The organism is Jiella marina (assembly GCF_024359545.1).
Lineage (GTDB): Bacteria > Pseudomonadota > Alphaproteobacteria > Rhizobiales > Rhizobiaceae > Jiella.
In genome coordinates this window covers 24,708-45,415 of sequence record NZ_JAKQZG010000013.1, presented here as the reverse complement: position 1 = coordinate 45,415, position 20,708 = coordinate 24,708, and the positions used below count along the sequence as shown (strand labels likewise).

The following is a 20,708-nucleotide window of genomic DNA, read 5'->3' as shown; positions in this document are numbered from 1 at the left end:
CCGGGTCGTTCGGTCGCCCTGGGCCTGTGCCCGACCAGACTGCTTGGGTGAGAGAGAGGCGGCATCCTGTCGCTTCCCGGCGGGCCCGATCGACACTTGAGATCGCCTCCGTACGTTCCAGATTCGTGCTGAAACGACGGAGGTTTTCTTGGTTCAGGCGGGCAATATCAACTACACGGACGAAGCCCATCTGCCGACCACGATCCCGGTGTTCCCCTTGGGGGGCGCATTGCTCCTGCCGGGCGGGCAGTTGCCGCTGAACATCTTCGAGCCGCGCTATCTCAAGATGATCGACCATGCGATGGCGAGCGAGCGCGTGATCGGCATGATCCAGCCACGCCTCGACGGTGCGATGAAGCGCGAAGGCGAGCCCCTGCTTTGCGAAGTAGGGTGTATGGGACGGATCGTGTCCTTCGCGGAGTCGGGGGACGGTCGCTACATCATTTCCCTTCACGGCATCGCGCGTTTCCGCGTGCTCGAAGAGCTGACGGTCCGCACCCCCTTTCGCTCCTGCCGCGTGGCGGCGTTTCTGGGGGATCTCGACCCGGGCGAGGGGGCCGGCGACGTGGATCGCGACGGCCTCTTGCGTGCCTTCCGGCAATATCTCGAGGCCAACGACATGGAAGCCGACTGGGACAGCATCGCCCAGGCCTCGAACGAGACGCTGGTCAACGCCCTGTCGATGATGTCGCCCTATGGCGCGGCCGAAAAGCAGGCGCTTCTCGAAGCCCCGGATCTGAAGACGCGGGCGGAAACCCTGGTCGCGATCACCGAGATTTCCCTCGCCAGGGAAGGCGGCGACGACGGCTCGACCCCGACGTTGCAATAGGTGGCGCGGCGAATGACAGCCGATGGTATCGGAGGGTCGACATTGAGCCTGCGGGACGGACGATGAGCGAACGCAAAAACGACGGTCAGCCGGACCCGAAGCTTCTGGAGCTTCTGGTCTGCCCGCTGACGAAATCTCCCCTCGTCTACGATCGCCAGAAGAACGAACTCGTTTCGAAGGCGGCGAAGCTCGCCTTCCCGATCCGCGACGGCATCCCGATCATGCTGCCCTCGGAAGCGCGCGAACTCGACTGAGAGCGACGGCGAGGCAGGCGGAATCTACTCCGCAGCCATCGCCGAATCGTGCTCTTCGGTGAGCGCCAGCCAGTCCTCTTCGCAGGATTCGAGCGTCTTCACGGCGTCGGCCCGCTGCTTGTTGAGGTCGGCTGCCTTGGCGGGTTCCTTGGTGTAGAGCGCCGGGTCGGCGAGCTTCTGATCGAAATCGCCGATGGTCTTCTGCAGCCGGGAGATCTGGATTTCGAGCTGGGAGATCTTCTTCTTCAAAGGCTTGAGAGTTTCGCGCCGCTCGGCCGCCAGGCGGCGCTGATCCGCCTTCGACGCCTGCGGCTGCGGGACTTGCGTTTCGACCGCGTCGTCGGCGCCGAGAACGGCGCCCGCTCCGCCGCCGGAGCGCGAGCCCGAAAGGATCAGCTTCTTGTAGTCGTCGAGATCGCCGTCATAACGCGAGACCGTCCCGTCGCCGACGATCCAGAGCCGGTCCATGGTCGCCTCGACCATATGGCGGTCGTGGCTGATCAGGATGACGGCGCCCGGATAGTCGTTCATCGCGTGGACGAGGCTTTCGCGGGCCTCGATGTCGAGATGGTTGGTCGGCTCGTCGAGGATCAGAAGGTTCGGCGCGTCGAGCGTGGCGAGCCCCATCAGGAGCCGGGCCTTCTCGCCGCCGGAGAGCTTGTCGGCGGCCGTATCCATCTTCATGGTCGGCAGGCCCATCTGCGCGACCTTGCTGCGCACCTTGGCTTCGGGTGCCTCGGGCATCAGCCGGCGCAAGTGCTGGACGGCGCTCTCGGCGGGCCTCAGATCGTCGATCTGGTGCTGGGCGAAAAAGGCGATCTTCAGCCCCGGCGCACGGGTGATCGTGCCTGTTTCCTCTTTCAGCCGCTCGGCTAGGAGCTTGGCGAAGGTGGACTTGCCGTTACCGTTCTGGCCGAGAAGGGCGATCCGGTCCTCGGTGTCGATCCTGAGGTTGAGGTTCTTCAGGATCGGTTGTCCCGGCTGGTAGCCGACCGAGACGTTCTCCATGCGGATGATCGGCGAGGCGGCCTGCTTCTCGGGGGCAGGGAAGGTGAAGGGCGTGACGTTCTCTTCGACGATCGCCTGGAGCGGCTTCATCTTTTCCAGCGCTTTCAGGCGCGACTGCGCCTGGCGGGCCTTGGATGCCTTGGCCCGGAAACGCTCGACGAAGGCTTCCATGTGCTTCTTCTGGGCTTCCTGCTTGGCAATCGATTTTTGCAGGAGCTCCAGCTTTTCGGCGCGCTGGCGCTCGAACTGGTCGTAGTCGCCGCGATAGAAGACGAGCTTCTTCTGGTCGAGATGGACGATCGAATTGATCGCATTGTTGAGAACGTCGCGGTCGTGGGAAATCACGATCACGGTGTGAGGATAGCGGCTGACGAAATTTTCCAGCCACAGGGTGCCTTCGAGGTCGAGATAGTTCGTCGGCTCGTCGAGAAGCAGGAGATCGGGCCGCGAGAACAGGACGGCGGCCAACGCCACGCGCATCCGCCAGCCGCCGGAAAAGGACGAGGCCGGGCGCGCCTGCGCTGCCATGTCGAAGCCGAGGCCGGACAGGATCGCCGAGGCCCGCGCCTCGGCCGAATGGGCGGCGATGTCGGCAAGGCGCGTGTGAATATCGGCGATACGGGTGGGATCGCTCGCCGTTTCGGCTTCTTCGAGAAGCGCCAGACGCTCGGTATCGGCCTTGAGGACGATCTCGATCAGGGATTCGCTCGTGCCGGGCGCTTCCTGGGCGACCTGGCCGAGCCGCGTGTTCTTGGGAAAGGAGACCGAGCCGGTCTCGGCGGCCAGATCGCCGGTGATCACCCGGAACAACGTCGACTTGCCGGCGCCGTTGCGGCCGACGAGGCCAGCCTTCGTACCGGACGGAATGGTCAGGCTCGCATGGTCGATGAGCAGGCGTCCGGCGACACGCGCGGAAAGGTCGGTGATCTGTAGCATGGCCGTCTTCTGCCACGCCGCGGCACCGGGTGAAAGAGGCGAAAGACTGGCCGGACCGGGGAAATTCGCGATTTTGATTGCGTGGGGCGCGGGTCCTGCGAACCGGAGGCCGGAGCGTCGGGATCGAAGGGCAGTTCACCCGAAGGGTTGAGAAAGGGTTACCGCAAGCTTCGGAATTTAACCTCTCGTTAACCATGAATGCCGTAGCATTCCTCAATCGTTGAGCAAGACAACGAGTATCGCCTGTTGGCGGCTTCTCGCCCGACGAACCGAACCTCTTGAGCCCAGGCGGAAGGCTCCGACCTGATCGCCCCTCGACCCCGCGCCCTTGGCGCGAAAAGGATGTCCCATGCTCTCAGCCATCTCGATCGGTTCCCTCAAGACCTCCGGGACGTCCACGCTTGCCCTGACTTTGGCGAGCGTTGCGGCGGCTGCAGACATTCCCGTCGTTCTCGTCGATGCCGCACGTGACGGCGATCTCGCGGCCTGGGCCGAGCGGGATGGCGTTCCGGCGAAGGTGAGCGTGGAGCGTGTTCGCGACGAGATGGCGCTTGAAAAGCTGGTCCGGGCAGCCCGGCGGCGCGGCGAACTGGTCGTGATCGATGCCGGTGACGAAGCGGAGATGATCCGCACCGCCGCGCGGCTGTGCGACCGTCATATCATCCCGGTCCGCTTCTCGCCGCTCTCGGCCTCCTTTGCGGTCGAGACCGACGAGATGCTGCGCCAGGACGCGGGCCGCGGTCGGCGCGGTCGCGACTGGTGCTTCGTCGCGAGCGCCGTCGCCACCATTCCGAGCCGCATTGCCCGTTCGGTCGAGGCGATCGTCGAGGCGAGCCCGACCCAGCGCATGCCGATCGGCCTCGTCCAGCGTGCAGCCTACGAAGCGCCCTTCCTGTTCGGCGGCACGATCTTCACCCTGGACGAAGAGGCTGCGCCCGGCCTCGACCGCGCCCGCGCCGAAGCGGCAAGCCTTGCCTATGCGATCGGTATTCTCGGCAAGATCGAGACGCGGAAATCCGCTCCGGGCGTCGAACTGCGCCGCGCGGCCTGAATTCGCCCGGCGCGCATCGGCCCTCTATGGGTCGATACATTCCTGATGCCGTGCCTTTGGTTCATCGCTCCGGTCTTCTCCGGGGCGATTGATTTTTTCGGGAATGCATCCGACGGCGGAGTGCGAAGCGGCGCCTTGTCGGTCGGCGGTCAGCCCTCTTCGCTCACCGGTTCCTTGTCCGACATGCGCTCCACGAGGGCGAAGAGTTCCTCGCGCAATTCGGCGAGCCCCTCGTCAGTCAGCCGGGTCTGGCAAGCGACACTGTATTGGGCATCCGCCACCGTGCTTTCCAGCGCCTTGCCCGCCTCCGTCAGGCTGATATGCACGATGCGGCGATCGCTCTGGTCCCGCTTGCGGGCGATGAAGCCCGCTTTCTCCAGTCGATCGAGCAGCGGCGTCAGCGCATTCGGCGCGAGTTTCAGCCGCTCGGAGATATCCCGCGAAGAGGACGTCCCGTCCTGCCACAGGGTCAGCATGACCAGATATTGCGGGTAGGTAAGATTGAGATTTTGCAGCAGCGGACGATAGGCCCGCGTCACCGCATTCGTTGCGGCGTAAAGGGCAAAGCAGAGCTGATCGTCGAGCCGCAACCTGTCGGTCTTCCGCACGCCTGATCCCATCCCTTCACTCTCATGATCCCGGCCGAAAAGATCATAGGTGAAGTTTTTTGTCGAGTTATGCAAAGGTTGCAGGGGAGCCACATGATCTTGGCGGGGTCGCGGGCCTGCTGATTGGACCACAGCGCCCTGTCGGGCGCCGTGGCATAACCATGTCAGGCAGCCTTGCGGCTCTTTTCAAAGCGCTTGCGCTCATGCGGATCGAGATAGAGCTTGCGCAGCCGGATGTTCTTCGGCGTGACCTCGACCAGCTCGTCGTCCTGAATCCAGGACAGCGCCCGGTCGAGCGTCATGCGGATCGGCGGCGTCAGCTTCACCGCTTCGTCCTTGCCGGACGCACGCATGTTGGTGAGCTTCTTGCCCTTCAGCACGTTCACTTCGAGATCGTTCTCGCGCGAATGGATGCCGATGATCATGCCGGCATAGACCTTGACGCCCGCGTCGATGACCATCGGGCCGCGGTCTTCCAGGTTGAACATCGCATAGGCGACGCTCTCGCCGTCTTCAGACGAGATCAGCACGCCGTTGTTGCGGCCGGCCAGCTCGCCCTTGAAGGGGGCGTAGGAGTGGAACAGGCGGTTCATGATCGCCGTGCCGCGCGTGTCGGTCAGAAGCTCGGACTGGTAGCCGATCAGGCCGCGGGTCGGGGCATGGAAGACGAGGCGCTGACGATCGCCGCCCGAAGGGCGCAGCTCGATCATGTCGGCCTTGCGCTCGGACATCTTCTGAACGACGACGCCGGAATGCTCCTCGTCGACGTCGATTACCACCTCTTCGATGGGCTCCAGAAGCTCGCCGTTCTCGCCTTCCTTCATGACGACGCGCGGACGCGAAATGCCGAGCTCGAAGCCCTCGCGGCGCATGGTCTCGATGAGGACGGCGAGCTGCAATTCGCCGCGACCGGAGACGTAGAAGGAATCCTTGTCGGCGGCTTCTTCGATCTTCAGCGCGACATTGCCCTCGGCTTCCTTCATCAGGCGGTCGCGGATGACGCGGCTCGTCACCTTGTCGCCCTCGGTGCCAGCGAGGGGCGAGTCGTTGACGATGAAGGACATCGTCACCGTCGGCGGATCGATCGGCTGGGCTTCGAGGGGCGCCGTGACCTGCGGATCGCAGAAGGTGTCGGCGACGGTGCCCTTGGAAAGGCCCGCGATCGCAACGATGTCACCAGCTTCCGCACCTTCCAGCGGCACTCGCTCGAGGCCCCGGAAGGCGAGGATCTTGGAGATGCGGCCATTCTCGAGCAGCTTACCGTCACGCGACAGCACCTTGACCGCCTGGTTCGGCTTGATCGAGCCGGACTGGATGCGGCCGGTGATCAGGCGTCCAAGGAACGGGTTCGCTTCGAGGATCGTGCCGATCATCTTGAACGGCTCGTCCTTGCCGGCCGTATCCGGCTCGGGAACATGATTGAGGATCAGGTCGAACAGCGGGGTCAGACCCTGGTCCTGCGGGCCGTCGGGCTCGGAGGCCATCCAGCCGCCCCGGCCGGAGCCATAGAGCACCGGGAAGTCGAGCTGCTCTTCATTGGCGTCGAGCGCGACGAAGAGGTCGAAGATCTCGTCGAGGACTTCTTGGTGGCGCTCGTCGGAGCGGTCGATCTTGTTGATCGCGACGATCGGCTTCAGACCGACCTTCAGCGCCTTGCCGAGCACGAACTTGGTCTGCGGCATCGGGCCTTCGGCGGCGTCGACCAGGATGACGGCGCCATCCACCATGTTGAGGATACGCTCGACTTCGCCGCCGAAATCGGCGTGGCCCGGCGTGTCGACGATGTTGATGCGCGTGTCCTTCCACTCCACCGACGTCGCCTTGGCGAGGATGGTGATGCCGCGCTCCTTCTCCAGATCATTGGAGTCCATCGCACGCTCTTCGGTGCGCTGGTTGTCGCGGAACGTGCCGGACTGGGCGAGGAGCTTGTCGACGAGGGTCGTTTTGCCATGGTCGACATGCGCGATGATCGCGATGTTGCGAAGCTTCATAAAATGGGTACCGGAGTTGTGACGCGCCTCATGTCTCGCCGTGCCAAAAGGCAGCGAGCAACCGAGCGGGTTTCAGGATCGCGCCAGCCTATACAGAATAATTCGCAACTGCGAAAGAGCGGTCGCGCGAGAAGTGAGCGCAGGGGCTGCCGTTCCCTCGCCTCGACCGCTGCGCAGAGCCGTAAGCTTGCGAATATGGAGAATTTGCGGCCCGCGAAGATTATCTCTTGTTCATTTGCCGCGGTCCTTCGGCCGGCATAGCGTCCGCTTCGGCCAATGGGATGGCCCGGGCCGCCAGAATTCCCCGCCGCCGGACTGCCCCCTCGCCCGGCATGCGGGGGAAGCCGCGCCTGCCGCCTCATATATCTCGAGGCTTCGGACCGGAAGCATGACGCCTCCGGTCCGATCGTTCTCGATGGCTTGCCGGATCAGCCCTGACGGACCGGCTCCAGCGTGGTCGACCAGAGTTCGGTGTCGGCTACGTCCATGAGGCGGACGGTCATCGCCTCGGTGTCCCCGTCGATCTCGACCAGGCCGAAGAACTGCAGGCCCATCGACGGCGGCAGGTTGACCTGGCCTTCCTCCGGCGCCTTCACGTAGCGCACTTCCGGGCCGAAGGTCATGTCGAGCTTGTTGGGGCCGAAGGTGCCGGCGTGGATCGGGCCGGAGACGAACTCCCAGAAGGGCTCGAAATCCTGGAATGCGGCGCGGTCCGGGCTGTAGTGATGGGCGGCGGTGTAGTGGACGTCCGCCGTCAGCCACACGGTATTGGTGATCCCCGCCGCCTTGATGAAGCGCAGGATTTCGGCGAATTCCATTTCTCGGCCCTTGGGGTCGCTGTCATCGCCATTGGCCACGGCCTCCCAGCGATCGCCATCGGGAACCAGAAGCCCGATCGGCATGTCGCAGGCGATCACCTTCCAGGTGGCGTTGGAATTGGTCAGTTCGCGCTTCAGCCAGGCGATCTGTTGGGCGCCCATCATGGCCGTTGCGTCGGAGGCCTGCTCTTGAGTGTTGTCGCTGTTCGCGCCGCGATAGGAGCGCAGATCAAGGAAGAAGACGTCGAGCAGCGGGCCGTAATGGATCGTGCGGTAAACCCGGCCCGGCTCCTCCGGCATGTAGCGGATCGGCGTCATCTCGTGGAACGCCTGACCGGCACGGGCGGCGAGAAGCATGACGTTCTTCACCGAATAGCGGTCGTCCTCGGACAGATCCTTGCTGCTCGACCAGTTGTTGACGACCTCGTGGTCGTCCCACTGGAAGAAGGTCGGAACCTGCGCGTTGAACGCCTGCAGGTTCTCGTCCATCATGTTGTATTTCCACTGGCCACGATATTCGTCCAGCGTCTCGGCCACCTTTTCCTTTTCCGGAATGACGATGTTCTTCCAGGTTCCGCCGCTCTCGAGTTCGACTTCCTCCTTCAGGGGGCCGTCGGCATAGATCGTGTCGCCGGAGTGGATGAAGAAGTCGAGGTCGTGACCCGCCATGGTGGTGTAGGTCTTCATGCCGCCCTTGTCCTCGTCGATGCCCCAGCCCTGGCCGGCCGTGTCGCCCGACCAGGCGAACTTGATCGAGCGCTTGGAGGTCGGGGCGGTGCGAAAGCGACCGATGATCGGCTCGGAAACGGCGTTAGAATCGGTGAGGTCCGTCGCGGTCGCCCGCCAAAAGATCTCCTGATCGGAAGGCAGGTCGGCGAGCAGGCGTTTGACCGCCAGATCGCGGTTCGGCGTCGCGTCGAGGCTGTGGAGGCGCTTCGCGTTCTGGAAGCTCTCCGTCGTCGCCCATTCGAAATCGACGCGAGCCGGACGGTCGGCGCGGACCCAGGCCATGCCGGACGAGGCATCCACATCGCCGGACTGGACGCCGTGGGTGAATTGCGGACGGCTCTGGGCGCGGCTGATCGCCGGCATGGCAAGGCCGGAGGCGGCGGTCAGCGCAGCCGCGCCGGTGCCGACCATGAAGCGGCGGCGGGAAAGGGAGAGTTGGCTGTAACGATTTCGGGCGGCCATGTTCGAACCTTTCGAATGTTCCTGGACGCGGGCACATTCGAGAGATTCCATGTCAGGCGCTTTGCGGGTGTTTGAAAGTTTGAAGACCGGGCAACACCTTGGCGCAAAGAGGAAAACGCTGCTCCGCGCCGATTCCTGCACTGCGACTCACTCCGGAGATGGATGCAGGAACCCGCACACATCAGTGCCTTGCCGCTTCCTCGGAGCCTCGCCGGCCCCGGGCTAGCGAGGACAAGCAATGCGCTGACGACGGCCCTTACCAGCGCAAGACCCGGCTTCCGATCAAGGCGCCGGCGGCCACGAGGATCAGGGAGGCCAGCGGATACCAGAGCGCCACGAAAAGCGGTGAATCGTCGGTGCAGTGGGCGGCGTAGAAGACCGCCGCGGTCCCCGCCGCGCCCAGGCCGGCGACGGAGCCGGAAAGCATCGGCCGCGTTGGCGCCTGGCGGCGGAGGGCGAAGAGAAACAGGGCAAGCACCGGAGCGCCGATCGATGGGATCGCCGTCAGGCAGATCAGCGCGTTGGACCCGGCCGCGCGGGTGGCCCAGAGTTCCGGTGGCACGAGCGCCAGTTCCATTAGGACGGCGGACGCCAGCACCAGGGCCGGCAGAAGGATCGTGAGGGCGCGATGGCGCCATGGCTGGGCTGGCCGCGCCAGTGCCACCAGCGTCGCGAAGGCGGTCACCGCGAGCAGTCCCGCCTGCACGAACTTCAGGTCGAAGCGCACGGTCTGAAGGGCGGCCGCGAAGTCCGGCCGCGGTCCGAGCGCCGGCCAGAAGACGGCGGCGGCGAGAAGCGGCGCCAGGCACGCCACGGCCCAGAAGGGCGGCACGAACCCCTGGTCCTGCCGCCCGGCGCCTGCCACCAGATCCTCGATCAACTCACGCGTCTGCATTGTCAGTCTCGTCCGAATTTCTTGGCGATGGCCGCCAGGCCCCGATGAAACGCCACCCGGACCGCGCCTTCGCTCATGTCGAGCTTCTTCGCCGTCTCGCCGATCGACTTGCCTTCCACCGACAGCGCCGAGACGACCGCCCGCTGGCGTCCGCCGAGCGAATCGAGCGCGCGCGACACGTCGTGGCCGACCGCGGAGGGAACGGCGTCCGGATCCTCGATGACATCGCTGAAATCGGCGATATCCACCTCGATCCGTCGGCCGCGCCGCCGATAGGCGTCGATCGCCTTGTAGCGCGCGATCGCGAACAGCCAGGGCGCGACGGGTTCTCCCGCCCGCCAGGTGTGGCGCTTGTTGTGCACCGCCAGAAGTATCTCCTGCACCAGATCCTCGACGTCGAACCCGGCCGATTGTCGGGGCATTCGCCGGGTGGCGAAGCGCCTGACGATCACCGAAACCTCGACCAGGAACGCGCGATAAGCCTTTTCGTCGCCGGCATTGGCGGCCAAGAGCAGATCGTCGAGCGCCTGGAGCTTGGACGATGAAGCAGGCGGCATGTCTCGTCTTTCGGATCGGTCCAAGGATTTGTTTCAGTCCCGCCAAGGATTTTCACCTCGGCACGGCCCCGTGGCAAGCGATTGGGGCAAGCGGCCGGGGCGAGCCGGACCATGCCCTCTTTTCCCATGGGATCCGTCGCTGCCCAATCACATGGTCGTGAGAGGTCCCGACGCTGCGTAACGCCATTGCGGCGGCCGGCGAAGCGGCAAGACGAGGCCGATGACATGCCTCGTCAACGTGCAATCCTCAGGGAGACCAAATCATGGATCGCCGCTCATTCCACCTCGCGCTCGCCGGCTCGCTGGCCGCTGCCCTTGCCACCTCCGCTGTCCCGGCATCCGCCGCGGAGGAGGGGACGGTCAAGTGCTACGGCGTGGCACTGGCCGGACAGAACGACTGCGCCGCAGGCGAGGGCACGACCTGCGCCGGCACCTCCTCCGTCGACTATCAGGGCAATGCCTGGAAGGCCGTTCCGGCCGGCACCTGCGAGACGATGGAAGTCCCGGGTGATCGCATGGGCTCGCTGGAGCCCCTGGAACGCGATCTGCCGAGCTGAGCCGTCGGCCGCTCCAAGCACAATGTGGCCCGGCGAACCCGCCGGGCCATGCCATCCGGAAAGACACGCAGGGAGGATGACCATGGCACTGCCCGTCGCCGCCGGCCTCGGCCTCAAGCCCGACCACGTCGATACGATCTTGAAGACACGGCCGGCCCTCGGCTTTTTCGAGGTTCATGCGGAAAACTACATGGGCGAGGGCGGTCTGCCGCATCGCCAGCTTGCCGCGATCGCCGAGCCCTATCCGCTTTCGCTGCACGGCGTTGGCCTGTCGATCGGCGGAGAGGGCGATCTCGACCGCGATCATCTGAAGCGCCTCAGACATCTGATCGAGCGCTACCGCCCGGCGAGCTTTTCGGAACATCTCGCCTGGTCGACCCATGACAGCGAGTTCTTCAACGATCTTCTTCCGTTGCCCTATACGCCGGAAACCCTCGACCGCGTCGCGCGGCACGTCGCCGAGACGCAGGAGGCGGTGGGCACGCGCATGCTGCTCGAAAACCCCTCCACCTATCTGATCTTCGCGGAATCGACGATCGAAGAGATCGACTTCCTCGCCGCAATCAGCGATCGGACCGGCTGCGGCTTGCTGCTGGACGTCAACAACGTCATGGTTTCGGCGGTCAATCACCGGCTCGATCCCTTCGCCTATATCGACCGCTTTCCGATGGAGAAGGTCGGCGAGATCCATCTCGCGGGCTATGACGAGACCGAAGACGAGGCGGGCGAGCGGCTTCTGATCGATGCCCACGCCTCGCCGGTCCTGCCCGACGTCTTCGCGCTCTATTCCCACATGCTCGACAGGGCCGGACCGCTCCCGACCCTCGTCGAATGGGACAATGACGTCCCTGAATTCCCGGCGCTTTATGCAGAGGCCAAAAAGGTCGAGGCGGCGCTTGCCCGGGCTCGCCTAGCGTCTTCGGAGGCGGCTATCAGCCGGTCCGCCGCATGACGGAGGTCGGCGCCATGTTCTCGACCTATCTCCTGGCGCGCGAAGCGGTCATGCCGGAGGGGCTTTCCACACGCTGCGGCCGGCTCGATGCCCGGCGCTTCGCGGTCTATCGCAACAATGTCGGCGTCGGCCTGACCCGCGCGCTGGAGCGGCGCTACCCGCTGGTGATGCGGCTCGTGGGCGAGGATTTCTTTCGCGGCATGGCGCGAGCCTATGTCGACGTCGAACGCCCGACATCGCCGGTGCTTCTCACCTATGGCAGCGGCTTTCCGGCCTTCGTGGCCGGCTTCGAGCCGGCCCGGAGCGTTCCCTATCTGTCGGATATCGCGCGTCTCGAAGATGCCATGGCTTCGGCGTTTCATTCGCGGGACGCCGGCCTTCTGACCATGGATGCGCTCGCCGCGGTCCCGCCCGAGAGGCTCGGCACCGCGCGGCTGACGCCGCATCCGGCGGCCCGGCTCGTCTCGTCTGCCTTCCCGATCGGCACGATCTTCGCCAACCATCAGGCGGAGCCGGTTCGGCCGGTGGAACACTGGGTCGCGGAAGCCGTCCTGATCACACGGCCGGACATACGCTGCGAACTCACCGTTCTGCCTGCTTGGGATGTCGCCTTCGCGGCTGCGCTTTTGAACGGCGCACCTCTGGGCGAGGCCGCAATGGCCGCAGCTGACGAGCCGACTTTCGACTTCGGCCGCGCGCTGACGGCGCTAATCCGTCTCGGCGCCTTTTCCGACGACGCCCCCATCATCAAGGAGAATGACGATGCTTGAAGCTCTGAAACGAGCCGAAACCGTGCTCGCCGCCATTCCAGCGTCGCTGCCGCTCCTGGCCCTGCGCATCGCCTTGGCCGTGCCGTTCTTCAAATCCGGCCTGACGAAATGGGAGGGCTTCCTGCAGCTCTCGACCGGCGCGAAATACCTGTTCCAGCAGGAATTCAAGCTGCATATTCTCGGCGCGCAATATGCCTATCCGTTCCCGCTCGTCTCCGCGACGCTGGCCGGCATCGCCGAGATCGTGCTGCCGATTCTCCTCGTCCTCGGGCTCGGGACGCGCTTCGCGGCCTTCGGCATCCTGATCATGACGGCGGTGATCCAGATCACGGTGCCCGGCGGCTGGGCGAATTTCCATCTGCCCTGGGCCGCAATGGCGTTGGCGCTCATGGTCTATGGCGCGGGCAGGATTTCCGCCGACGCGCTTCTGCCTTGGCAGAAGCCGGCCCGTTCGGGCGGGCTCCGCCAGGTCGCGTGAGGCCGTTGGCCGGGCTTATACCAACAGGGCGCCCGGCTGCCAGTTGACCGCCGCAAGGTCGCTTCTGGCGGGCGTCGGCGATGAGGCCAGCATCAGCGCGTGAAGCTCGTCGGTGACATCCGCCTTGCCCCGGCCGAGCGCCGCGACGACCTTGTCGTCCTTGATGTAGAAGGCGGTGTAGCTGCCGGCGTCGAGATCGCCTTCGATATGGCACTCGTCGAACCCTTTCGCATGGCCGACATAGTGGATCGGGCCGTATTGCGCCGACCAGAAGAAGGGGATGCCGGAAAAGGGCGTCGTGTCGCCGAGCATGGCGCGGGCCGCGTGGCGTCCATGCTGTTCGGCGACCCGCCAGTGCTCGATGCGGGTGCTGTATCCCTGGCCCGGCAGGGGGAACTTCGCCACATCGCCACCGACATAGAGGGCCGGATCGACCGACAGGTCGGCCCCGACCTCGATTCCGCCTTCGACGCCTTCGCCGAAAATGTCGAGACGCGGCCGCGCTCCGACGGCGATCAGCACCATGTCCGCCGGCACTTCCTCGCCGCTTGCCAGATGCACCGCGCTGACGGCCCCGCGCTTTTCCTCGATCTTCGATACGGCGCTGTTGGTCTTCAGGTCGACGCCCTTCTCGCGATGCTGGGCCGCGATCTGACCGGCGACCGCATCGCCGAACTTCGAGGCGAAGGGCAGCGTCTCCTGAGAGACGACGGTGACGGACTTGCCGCGCTGGACGAGGGCCGCCGCGACTTCCATGCCGATGAAGCCGGAGCCGACGATGACGATGTTCTGAGCCGCTTCCGCCGCCTTTCGGATGGGGATTGCGTCCTCATGGGTACGCAGGGTGAAGACGTTCGGCAGGTCGGCGTTTTCGAGCGGGAGCGTGCCGGAGGCGCTGCCGGGGGCTGCGAAGCAGCGGTCGTAGACGAGGCCTTCGTTCACCCCGTCTTTGCCGGCAAAGTGGATGGTCCGGTTGGCCGCGTCGATGCGCGAGACCTTTTCCGTGATCCGCTCGACCCCGATCTCGTCGAGGCCGCCCGCACCGACCAGTGGCAGGTCGTCGTCGTCCGTCTTGCCCTGCATGTAGGTCTTCGACAGCGCGGTGCGGTCATAGGGCGTCTCGCCATCGTCGGAGAACATGACGATGCGACCGTCGAATCCGCGACGAACCAGTTCCTGCGCACAGGCAAGGCCGGCCGCCCCGCCGCCGACGATCGCGAAAATCCGCTCGCCGCCGGCCTTGCGCTCGGCCGGATCGACTTCCGGCCGATGTGGCTGAGCGCCTTCCGGCACTTCCACCATCACGCGGCCGTCCGAAACCTCGGTGGCAAAGCGCGACAGGCAGCCCTGGCCCGGCGGCTCGATGTGGTCGCCGGTCTCCAGATCGAAATTGGCGTGGTGCCAAGGGCAGATGACCCGGTTGCCGACCCGCGCGCCGTTCTTGAGCGGTGCGCCCTTGTGGGTGCAGTTCGCGCCGGTCGCATAGACCTTGTCGCCGTCGCGGGCGAGGAGGATCTTCATCTCGCCGATTTCGATTTCGTGGAGACCGGTCTCCGACAGATCGGCCAGCGCACAGACGTCGTGTTTCATCGAAACTCGCTCGGTTCTTTGGAATGGTTCGATGAAACGGCAACGGCGATGGCGAGCGGCGGGTTCCGTCGCCCCGCCGCGTCAAAGGGGTCCCGATTTCGCGCTCGACTGGTCGTGCCGGAGAGTATCGACCCGGCGCGTCAGCGCGAGGAAGTGCGGGCGGAGGCGGCCGCTGCGTGGATCGACGAGCGGACGTCCGCAGGCTTGTCGCGGCCTACATTTCCTCGATCGCCTCGACGGATTCTGGCAGGATCTGGCCGCCGTCGACGATGATCGTCTGGCCGGTGATGTAGCCGGCCTCGTCGGAGGCGAAGAACAGGGCGGCGTTGCCGATATCCTCGACCGCGCCGAGCCGCTTCAGCGGAATCGAGGCCGCCATGGTCTTGAGATAGTCTTCGCCGAGATCCTGAAGCCCTTCGGTGTAGATATTGCCCGGCATGACCGCGTTGATCGTCACGCCATAGCGCGCGAGCTCCATCGCCGCGGTTTTCAGGAAGCCGAGCTGGCCGGATTTCGAGGCGCCGTAATGGGTCCATCCGGGAAAGCCGGTGACGGGTCCGGTGATCGAGGAAGTCAGGATCACCCGGCCCTTGCCGGCCTTCTCGAAGACCGGAATGCAGGCCTTCACGCAGAGAAAGCTGCTCTTGAGATTGGTGGCGAGAACCTGGTCCCATTCGCTCGGGTCCATGTCGACCATCTTGGTCTGGGGGAAGGCGCCGGCATTGGCACACATGATATCGAGGCCGCCGAAGGCCTTGACGGTCGCGTCGACGAGGCCTTGCACCGCCTCCCAGTCGGAAACGTCACAGAGATGATATTCGGCCGTGCCGCCGGCGTCGCGGATTTCGGCGACGGCCGCTTTCGCGGCGTCCTCGCCGCGGCCCGCAATCATCACCTTGGCCCCTTGCGCGGCAAAGACGCGGGCGATGCCCCGGCCGATCCCCTTCGAGCCGCCGGTCACGACGACGCTGCGATCCTTGATTGACGTGAGCATTGCGAGCCTCCCTTTTTCGATGCGAGCGTCAGGCCGATTCCGTCGACCGGGCCCGGTTGATGAGGAACGGTATGGCGATGGCGATCAGAAGCAGCAGCGCCGAGGCGAAGACCGAGAGCATGCCGACCGTCGGCACGAGCGGCGAATAGCCGGAGACCATCTTGGCATAGAGCCATTCGGGCAGCGTCGAGTCAGCCCCGGTGGTGAACAGCGACAGCGGGAAGTTGCCCCAGCTCAGGAGGAAGGCGAAGAGACCCGCCGAGACGATGCCGGGCGCAAGCAGCGGCAGCGTCACTTCCTTCAAGGTTTGAAGCGTCGTGCAGCCCATGTCGCGGGCGGCCTCTTCCAGCGCGGGATCGAAGCTGTAGGCGCGGATCGCGATGATCAGCGTCGTGATCGGTGTGATCCACACGAGATGGGCGACGACCGCCGTCTTCCAGCTCGGCACGATGCCGATGGCGTTGAACCACATGAGCAGCGCGAGCCCCAGGACCGTCTGAGGGAAGAAGATCGGCAGGAGCACGAATTTCTGGAAGAGCTTGCGATAGCGCCAGGAATAGCGCGCGAAGGCCAGCGCGCCGAAGAAGCCGACGACCACGGAGACGAGCGTCACCAGAGCGGCGGTGATGAGCGAGGTGACGACGAGATCGGCCACCGTCCCGCTGGAAAGCGCCTCGCCATACCATTCGAAAGCATAGCGCCGGACCGGAAAGCTCAGATAGCGCGACTTGGAGATCGAGGCGAAACCGACCGAAAGGAGCGGCAGATAGAGCGCGACGAGGATCGCGATGCCATAGAGATAGAGCGCGGCGGTGAGGAAGCGTCCGGTCTTCATCAGCCCCTCCGGCCCATGATCGAGTCGAGATCGATGCGCGCGATGGTGAAGATCGCGAGCACCGCGACGATGGCGATCAGCGTCATCGACAGGGCGGAGCCCAGCGGCCAGTCCTGGCCATAGGTGAAGGCGGTCTCCACCTCCGCGGCCATGACGATCACCGCCGATCCGCCGAGAAGCTTCGCTTCGGCCAGCGCCCCGGTGGCGAGCACGAAGGTGAAGAGGCTCCCCACCACGATGCCGGGCGCCGAAAGCGGTAGGTCGATTTCCGTCAGGATCTGCCAGCGGCTGGCGCCGAGATCACGCGCGGCCTGCCGCGCATCGTCCGGCACCATGGCGATCCCCTGGGCGAGCGGAAACAGCATGAAGGGGAAATAGACGTAGACGAGGCCGAAGATGATGACTGGGACGTTGTAGAGCGCGCCCTCCAGGCCACCGCCGAACCAGGCGCCGAGATAGCCGTCGATGAGTCCGCCCTTCATCAGGGTCAGCACCCAGCCGAAGAGCCGGATGTTCTCCGAGACAAAGAGTGTGAGCACGACGCCGATCGTCAGGACGAGCGTGAAGCGCTTGAACACCTTCGCCATGCCGAAGGCGAGGGGCCAGGAGATGACGAACAGGATCACCGTCGCGGCGAAGGCCATGAACAGCGACCAGAGAAGCGATTGCCAATAGCCCTGCGTGACGAGCGTGCCATAGGCCGAAAAGTCCGGCAGGTGGAGAAGCGAAAACACGCCCTGCGGCATGGTCGAGAAAGCCGCGACCACCAGAAGCGGTGCGACGAAGCTGAGCACCAGAAGCGCGACGGCGGGAACCGCGTAGAGCGTGCCGAGACGTCGTTGAAGCGCGTCCATCGCCCGTCAGTCCCTCTCGACAAGATGGGTGTCGCCCGCATCGAAGCCGAGCCGGACCCTGGCGCCATCGGCGAGCGGCGGCGAGCCGTCCTGGACGATCTCGATGATCAGCGGCTTCTGATCTCCGCGCTCGATCTCATATTGGCGGCGCGATCCAAGGAGATAGCCGGCATGTACGGTTCCGGCGGTAGTGAAGTCTGCTCTCTCGCCTTCCTCCAGGACGCGGACCTTTTCCGGCCGGACCATGAGATAGGCGCCTTCGGCTGCGATGAGGCCCTGCTGCGCCGCAGCCTTGTCGTCGACGGCAAGGCCCTCGAAGGCGTGGGCACCCTCGCCGGGCCGAGCCGGAAAGAGGTTCACCTCGCCCATGAATTCGGCGACGAAGCGGCTCTGCGGCCGGGCATAGATCTCCTCGCCCGGTCCGATCTGCTCGAACTGCCCCTTGCGCATGATCGCGATGCGGTCCGACATCACCATCGCCTCTTCGAGGCTGTGGGTGATGTAGATGAAGGTCTTGCCGGTGCGCTGGTGGAGATCCTTCAGTTCCTTCTCCAGCGTCTTGCGCAGCCGATAGTCGAGGGCCGATAGCGGCTCGTCGAAGAACAGGATTTCCGGGTCGAAGGCGAGGGCCCTGGCGAGTGCGATACGCTGGCGCTCGCCGCCGGAGCATTCGTTGATGCGGCGATCGTAATAATGTTCGGGCAGCCGCAGGAGGTTCAGAAGCTCAAGCGCGCGTTCCTTGCGCCTGGCCGCGTCGACCTTTCGGATCTTCAGCGGGAATTCGATGTTCTGGCCGACCGTGCGGTGGGGAAACAGCGCCAGCGACTGGAAGACCATGCAGGTCGGGCGCTCATTGGCCGGGACGGTGTCGAGACGCTCGTCGCGCAGCCAGATCGTGCCGTCCGTCTGCTCGTCCATGCCGACGAGCAGACGGATCAGTGTCGTCTTGCCGCTTCCCGAGGGGCCGACGATGGCGAGGAACTCGCCCTCGCTGACCGAGAGGTCGACGGAATCGAGCGCCGTGAAACCGTTGAATTTCTTGAGGAGCCCCGCAAGGCGCAGAATGGGTTGGTTCTGACTCATTACTTCCGTCGTCGTGGAGGGCGCACCGCATTCAGCGCAGCCCGCGAACCCATGAGAAACACGCTCCCGGACCGCGTGGACAGCGAAGTCCGGGAGCTTATCGGAACCCGCCTCGGTCAGGCGCGGCGGGCCTGGGTGTAGATGCCCATCAGTTCGTCATAGTCCGCGACGACGGCGTATTCCGCCGAACGTGCCATTTCCTCCTCGAGGCTGTCCCACTGGATCGCGTCGAGTTCTTCCTCGTTCCAGAGCGCGCGCACGTCCGGATCGCCCATCTGCGCGACCGGATTGTAGGTGCCTTCGGCAAAGCCCACCGCCTTGCAGATTTCCGGCTGCTGCACGAATTCGAGGAAGTCGGCGGCGAGCGGGCTCGGGTCCGGATTGTTGACGAGCGAGGTCAGTTCGATCCAGGCGACGCCGCCCTTGCCGTCGATCGGGCCGCTTGCCGGCGTGATGCCGCGAATGTTGGAGAAGCCGTCGAGGCGGGCGGGGCTCGCCGTGTAGGTGCCGCCGGTGAAATAGGCGTCGATCTCGCCATTGATCAGCGCGGTGTTCATGGCGACGAGATCGGCGCTCTTCAGCGTCGCCCCGCCCATGATCTGCGTGGCGACTTCGCGGAACTTCTCCTTGGCCGCGTCGTCCATCGGCTGGAACGGGTTGATGCCGGCGGTGATCGACAGGTGGATCAGGTTCCAGTTGTCGTAGGTCAGGACGCCGTAGCGACCCTGCATGGCCGGGTCGAGGAAGATGTTCCAGCCCTCGTTCTCGGCGGTCTCGCGGCTGATCTTGTCGGTGTTCACGACGAAGCTGAAGGGGCCGTAGCGTTGCGGCATGCCGATCAGTTCGTCATCGTCGGAAAAGGCCAGCGGGTAGGGCGGGTTGGAAAATTCCGGCGCCATTCTCTCGAAGAACGGCATGAAGCGCTCCTTGTCGAGCGGCTTGATCAGCCCTTCCGGCATCAGGCGTTGGCGGGCCCAGGGCTGGTTGAGATTGATCAGGTCCCAGACATTCACCTCGCCGGCTCTCAGCTTGTTGATCATGTCGGGATCGGAGGTGCCGCTCTCGGCCCGGACCGTCGCATCCGGATGCATCTCGCGGAAGGGGCCGAGCACGTCGTCGGTGTTGTAGCCCTCCCAGCACAGGATGTTGAGTTCGTCCGCGCGCTGGGCGAAGGCCTTGCGCGTTCCGCCCAGGACGGAGGCGGCGCCGAGCGCTCCCATGCCGGCGGTGAATGTGCGTCTGGAGATGTTCATGTCGCTTTGCCTCTTCAGAGTTGATCCGCAGCAGTGACAGGTCGAGGCCGCTCCCGACCGGCATGACGCTGGGTCTGCCCAGGAAGCGAACACTGTTCGAATTCTGCACAAAAAAACTTTCGACCCGCAAGGGCGAATGTTGAGATACGCAGATTTTTTTCGTAAGAATCGCACAACCCCACATTCGATGCCGGAGAGCGCACATGGCTGGTCTGTACGCAGACGACTTCGTCGAAAGGCTGAAACAGGGTGCCCGTTCGCTGCTCGGCGAGTGGGGCCTGTCGCCTGACGCAGAGGTCACGCTGCTCAACCTGTCCGAAAACGCGACCTTCCTCGCCCGGGATGGGAGCACGGCGGAGCCGATCGTGCTGCGCGTCCACCGGCCGGACTACCATACCGAGGCCGAAATCCGGTCCGAGCTCGAATGGATCGAGGCGTTGCGCCGCGAAGACGTGGTGACCACCCCGCCGCCCTTGCCGCGCCAGGGAGGCGAGCGGATCGCGGCCTTCGACCAGGATGGCGAAACCCGGCACGTGGTCGCCTTTGCGCTCGCGCCGGGGCGCGAGCCGCCCGCCGACCATTCGCTGGAGCCCGGCTTCGAGCGGCTCGGCGCGATCAGCGCCCGGCTGCATGATCATGTCCAGCGCTGGGAGCGTCCGGCGGGCTTCGTGCGCAAGACCTGGCGTTTCGAAACCATGCTCGGCGACAAGCCGCTCTGGGGCGATTGGCGGGCCGCGCTCGGTCTCGCCGCCGAGGGGAAGGCGGTGCTGGAGAAGACGGCCGCCGTTCTGGAAAAGAAGCTCGCTGCCTATGGCGAAGGTGAGGACCGCTTCGGCCTCGTCCATGCGGATCTGCGACTTGCCAACCTTCTGGTGGAGGGCGACCGGACCACGGTCATCGATTTCGACGACTGCGGCTTCTCCTGGTTCGTCTACGACTTCGCCGCCGCCATCAGTTTCATCGAGGAAGAACCCTTCATCCCGGCGCTCGCGGACGCCTGGGTGCGCGGCTATCGCACGGTCGCGCCGCTCGGCGAGGAACATGTGACGATGATCCCGACCTTCATCATGCTGCGGCGCATGCTGCTGACCGCCTGGATCGCCAGTCATTCCGAGACCGAGACCGCCCAGGAACTCGGGACCGGCTATACCGACGGTACGGTACGGCTGGCCGAGGATTATCTCTCGAAGAACGGCGCGTGACG

20 protein-coding genes are annotated in these 20,708 nt (G+C 64.9%); 8 read left to right on the top strand and 12 right to left on the bottom strand.

Going from position 1 to position 20,708, the window contains the following annotated elements:
* The first annotated feature begins 148 nt into the window (after positions 1-148).
* Positions 149-829 (top strand): LON peptidase substrate-binding domain-containing protein, encoded by a 681-nt coding sequence (locus tag MF134_RS19335; protein WP_255341131.1) that lies wholly within the window; start codon positions 149-151, stop codon positions 827-829.
* Between the two features lie 62 nt (positions 830-891).
* The gene (locus tag MF134_RS19330) at positions 892-1,083 is read left to right on the top strand and encodes a Trm112 family protein (protein WP_255341130.1); all 192 of its coding nucleotides are present in this window, start codon (positions 892-894) and stop codon (positions 1,081-1,083) included.
* Positions 1,084-1,107: 24 nt separating this feature from the next.
* On the opposite strand, the gene MF134_RS19325 is transcribed toward MF134_RS19330, so the two are convergent.
* On the bottom strand, positions 1,108-3,027 hold the full coding sequence (locus tag MF134_RS19325) for an ABC-F family ATP-binding cassette domain-containing protein (protein WP_255341129.1): 1,920 nt from the start codon (positions 3,025-3,027) through the stop codon (positions 1,108-1,110).
* Between the two features lie 349 nt (positions 3,028-3,376).
* On the opposite strand from MF134_RS19325, the gene MF134_RS19320 reads away from it, so the two are divergent.
* Positions 3,377-4,078, top strand: coding sequence for a chromosome partitioning protein ParA (locus MF134_RS19320; RefSeq protein WP_255341128.1), 702 nt, complete (start codon positions 3,377-3,379; stop codon positions 4,076-4,078).
* Between the two features lie 149 nt (positions 4,079-4,227).
* Here the strand turns inward: MF134_RS19320 and MF134_RS19315 are convergent, their stop codons facing one another.
* From MF134_RS19315 to MF134_RS19295, 5 genes are all read right to left on the bottom strand, one after another.
* Entirely contained in the window at positions 4,228-4,686 is a 459-nt protein-coding gene (locus MF134_RS19315) for a MarR family winged helix-turn-helix transcriptional regulator (RefSeq protein ID WP_255341127.1), read from the bottom strand.
* A gap of 164 nt (positions 4,687-4,850) precedes the next feature.
* Positions 4,851-6,677 (bottom strand): translational GTPase TypA, encoded by a 1,827-nt coding sequence (typA, locus tag MF134_RS19310; RefSeq protein WP_255341126.1) that lies wholly within the window; start codon positions 6,675-6,677, stop codon positions 4,851-4,853.
* 428 nt (positions 6,678-7,105) lie between these two features.
* Positions 7,106-8,686: an alkaline phosphatase D family protein gene (locus tag MF134_RS19305; RefSeq protein ID WP_255341125.1), complete on the bottom strand. Its 1,581-nt coding sequence runs from the start codon at positions 8,684-8,686 to the stop codon at positions 7,106-7,108.
* Positions 8,687-8,942: 256 nt separating this feature from the next.
* A complete protein-coding gene (locus MF134_RS19300) occupies positions 8,943-9,581 on the bottom strand; it encodes an NrsF family protein (protein ID WP_255341124.1) in 639 nt (212 codons plus the stop codon).
* A 2-nt stretch (positions 9,582-9,583) separates the two neighbouring features.
* Positions 9,584-10,138, bottom strand: coding sequence for a sigma-70 family RNA polymerase sigma factor (locus tag MF134_RS19295; RefSeq protein WP_255341123.1), 555 nt, complete (start codon positions 10,136-10,138; stop codon positions 9,584-9,586).
* Between the two features lie 263 nt (positions 10,139-10,401).
* Here MF134_RS19295 and MF134_RS19290 point away from each other — a divergent pair, with 263 nt between their 5' ends.
* The 4 genes from MF134_RS19290 (at position 10,402) to MF134_RS19275 (ending at position 12,895) form a co-directional block, all read left to right on the top strand.
* Entirely contained in the window at positions 10,402-10,695 is a 294-nt protein-coding gene (locus MF134_RS19290) for a BufA1 family periplasmic bufferin-type metallophore (RefSeq protein WP_255341122.1), read from the top strand.
* 76 nt (positions 10,696-10,771) lie between these two features.
* The gene (gene bufB / locus MF134_RS19285; RefSeq protein ID WP_255341121.1) at positions 10,772-11,647 is read left to right on the top strand and encodes an MNIO family bufferin maturase; all 876 of its coding nucleotides are present in this window, start codon (positions 10,772-10,774) and stop codon (positions 11,645-11,647) included.
* Positions 11,644-12,417, top strand: a complete 774-nt coding sequence (locus tag MF134_RS19280; protein ID WP_255341120.1) for an HvfC/BufC N-terminal domain-containing protein — start codon at positions 11,644-11,646, stop codon at positions 12,415-12,417. The genes bufB and MF134_RS19280 overlap by 4 nt, the downstream gene beginning before the upstream one ends.
* Positions 12,410-12,895 (top strand): DoxX family protein, encoded by a 486-nt coding sequence (locus MF134_RS19275; RefSeq protein WP_457590034.1) that lies wholly within the window; start codon positions 12,410-12,412, stop codon positions 12,893-12,895. The genes MF134_RS19280 and MF134_RS19275 overlap by 8 nt, the downstream gene beginning before the upstream one ends.
* 15 nt (positions 12,896-12,910) lie before the next feature.
* On the opposite strand, the gene MF134_RS19270 is transcribed toward MF134_RS19275, so the two are convergent.
* The 6 genes from MF134_RS19270 to MF134_RS19245 form a co-directional block, all read right to left on the bottom strand.
* Entirely contained in the window at positions 12,911-14,485 is a 1,575-nt protein-coding gene (locus MF134_RS19270) for an FAD-dependent oxidoreductase (protein ID WP_255341118.1), read from the bottom strand.
* Positions 14,486-14,699: 214 nt separating this feature from the next.
* Complete coding sequence (gene fabG, locus MF134_RS19265) at positions 14,700-15,479, bottom strand: 3-oxoacyl-ACP reductase FabG (protein WP_255341117.1); 780 nt, start codon at positions 15,477-15,479, stop codon at positions 14,700-14,702.
* A gap of 28 nt (positions 15,480-15,507) precedes the next feature.
* Entirely contained in the window at positions 15,508-16,314 is an 807-nt protein-coding gene (locus tag MF134_RS19260; protein ID WP_255341116.1) for an ABC transporter permease, read from the bottom strand.
* Complete coding sequence (locus MF134_RS19255; RefSeq protein ID WP_255341115.1) at positions 16,314-17,168, bottom strand: ABC transporter permease; 855 nt, start codon at positions 17,166-17,168, stop codon at positions 16,314-16,316. Before MF134_RS19255 ends, MF134_RS19260 begins: the two co-directional genes overlap by 1 nt.
* A gap of 6 nt (positions 17,169-17,174) precedes the next feature.
* Positions 17,175-18,251 carry an ABC transporter ATP-binding protein gene (locus MF134_RS19250; RefSeq protein WP_255341114.1) on the bottom strand — a complete coding sequence of 359 codons (1,077 nt, stop codon included), beginning with the start codon at positions 18,249-18,251 and terminating at the stop codon, positions 17,175-17,177.
* A gap of 116 nt (positions 18,252-18,367) precedes the next feature.
* Positions 18,368-19,504 (bottom strand): ABC transporter substrate-binding protein, encoded by a 1,137-nt coding sequence (locus MF134_RS19245; RefSeq protein ID WP_255341113.1) that lies wholly within the window; start codon positions 19,502-19,504, stop codon positions 18,368-18,370.
* Between the two features lie 203 nt (positions 19,505-19,707).
* On the opposite strand from MF134_RS19245, the gene MF134_RS19240 reads away from it, so the two are divergent.
* The gene (locus tag MF134_RS19240) at positions 19,708-20,706 is read left to right on the top strand and encodes a phosphotransferase enzyme family protein (RefSeq protein WP_255341112.1); all 999 of its coding nucleotides are present in this window, start codon (positions 19,708-19,710) and stop codon (positions 20,704-20,706) included.
* The last annotated feature ends 2 nt before the right edge of the window (positions 20,707-20,708 follow it).

Bases quoted from the DNA above. Each gene is read 5' to 3' on its own strand.
- MF134_RS19330 (WP_255341130.1), top strand. From the start codon at position 892: ATGAGCGAACGCAAAAACGACGGTCAGCCGGACCCGAAGCTTCTGGAG.
- MF134_RS19325 (WP_255341129.1), bottom strand. From the start codon at position 3,027: ATGCTACAGATCACCGACCTTTCCGCGCGTGTCGCCGGACGCCTGCTC.
- MF134_RS19320 (WP_255341128.1), top strand. From the start codon at position 3,377: ATGCTCTCAGCCATCTCGATCGGTTCCCTCAAGACCTCCGGGACGTCC.
- typA (WP_255341126.1), bottom strand. From the start codon at position 6,677: ATGAAGCTTCGCAACATCGCGATCATCGCGCATGTCGACCATGGCAAA.
- MF134_RS19305 (WP_255341125.1), bottom strand. From the start codon at position 8,686: ATGGCCGCCCGAAATCGTTACAGCCAACTCTCCCTTTCCCGCCGCCGC.
- MF134_RS19300 (WP_255341124.1), bottom strand. From the start codon at position 9,581: ATGCAGACGCGTGAGTTGATCGAGGATCTGGTGGCAGGCGCCGGGCGG.
- MF134_RS19295 (WP_255341123.1), bottom strand. From the start codon at position 10,138: ATGCCGCCTGCTTCATCGTCCAAGCTCCAGGCGCTCGACGATCTGCTC.
- MF134_RS19290 (WP_255341122.1), top strand. From the start codon at position 10,402: ATGGATCGCCGCTCATTCCACCTCGCGCTCGCCGGCTCGCTGGCCGCT.
- bufB (WP_255341121.1), top strand. From the start codon at position 10,772: ATGACCATGGCACTGCCCGTCGCCGCCGGCCTCGGCCTCAAGCCCGAC.
- MF134_RS19280 (WP_255341120.1), top strand. From the start codon at position 11,644: ATGACGGAGGTCGGCGCCATGTTCTCGACCTATCTCCTGGCGCGCGAA.
- MF134_RS19275 (WP_457590034.1), top strand. From the start codon at position 12,410: ATGCTTGAAGCTCTGAAACGAGCCGAAACCGTGCTCGCCGCCATTCCA.
- MF134_RS19270 (WP_255341118.1), bottom strand. From the start codon at position 14,485: ATGAAACACGACGTCTGTGCGCTGGCCGATCTGTCGGAGACCGGTCTC.
- fabG (WP_255341117.1), bottom strand. From the start codon at position 15,479: ATGCTCACGTCAATCAAGGATCGCAGCGTCGTCGTGACCGGCGGCTCG.
- MF134_RS19260 (WP_255341116.1), bottom strand. From the start codon at position 16,314: ATGAAGACCGGACGCTTCCTCACCGCCGCGCTCTATCTCTATGGCATC.
- MF134_RS19255 (WP_255341115.1), bottom strand. From the start codon at position 17,168: ATGGACGCGCTTCAACGACGTCTCGGCACGCTCTACGCGGTTCCCGCC.
- MF134_RS19250 (WP_255341114.1), bottom strand. From the start codon at position 18,251: ATGAGTCAGAACCAACCCATTCTGCGCCTTGCGGGGCTCCTCAAGAAA.
- MF134_RS19245 (WP_255341113.1), bottom strand. From the start codon at position 19,504: ATGAACATCTCCAGACGCACATTCACCGCCGGCATGGGAGCGCTCGGC.
- MF134_RS19240 (WP_255341112.1), top strand. From the start codon at position 19,708: ATGGCTGGTCTGTACGCAGACGACTTCGTCGAAAGGCTGAAACAGGGT.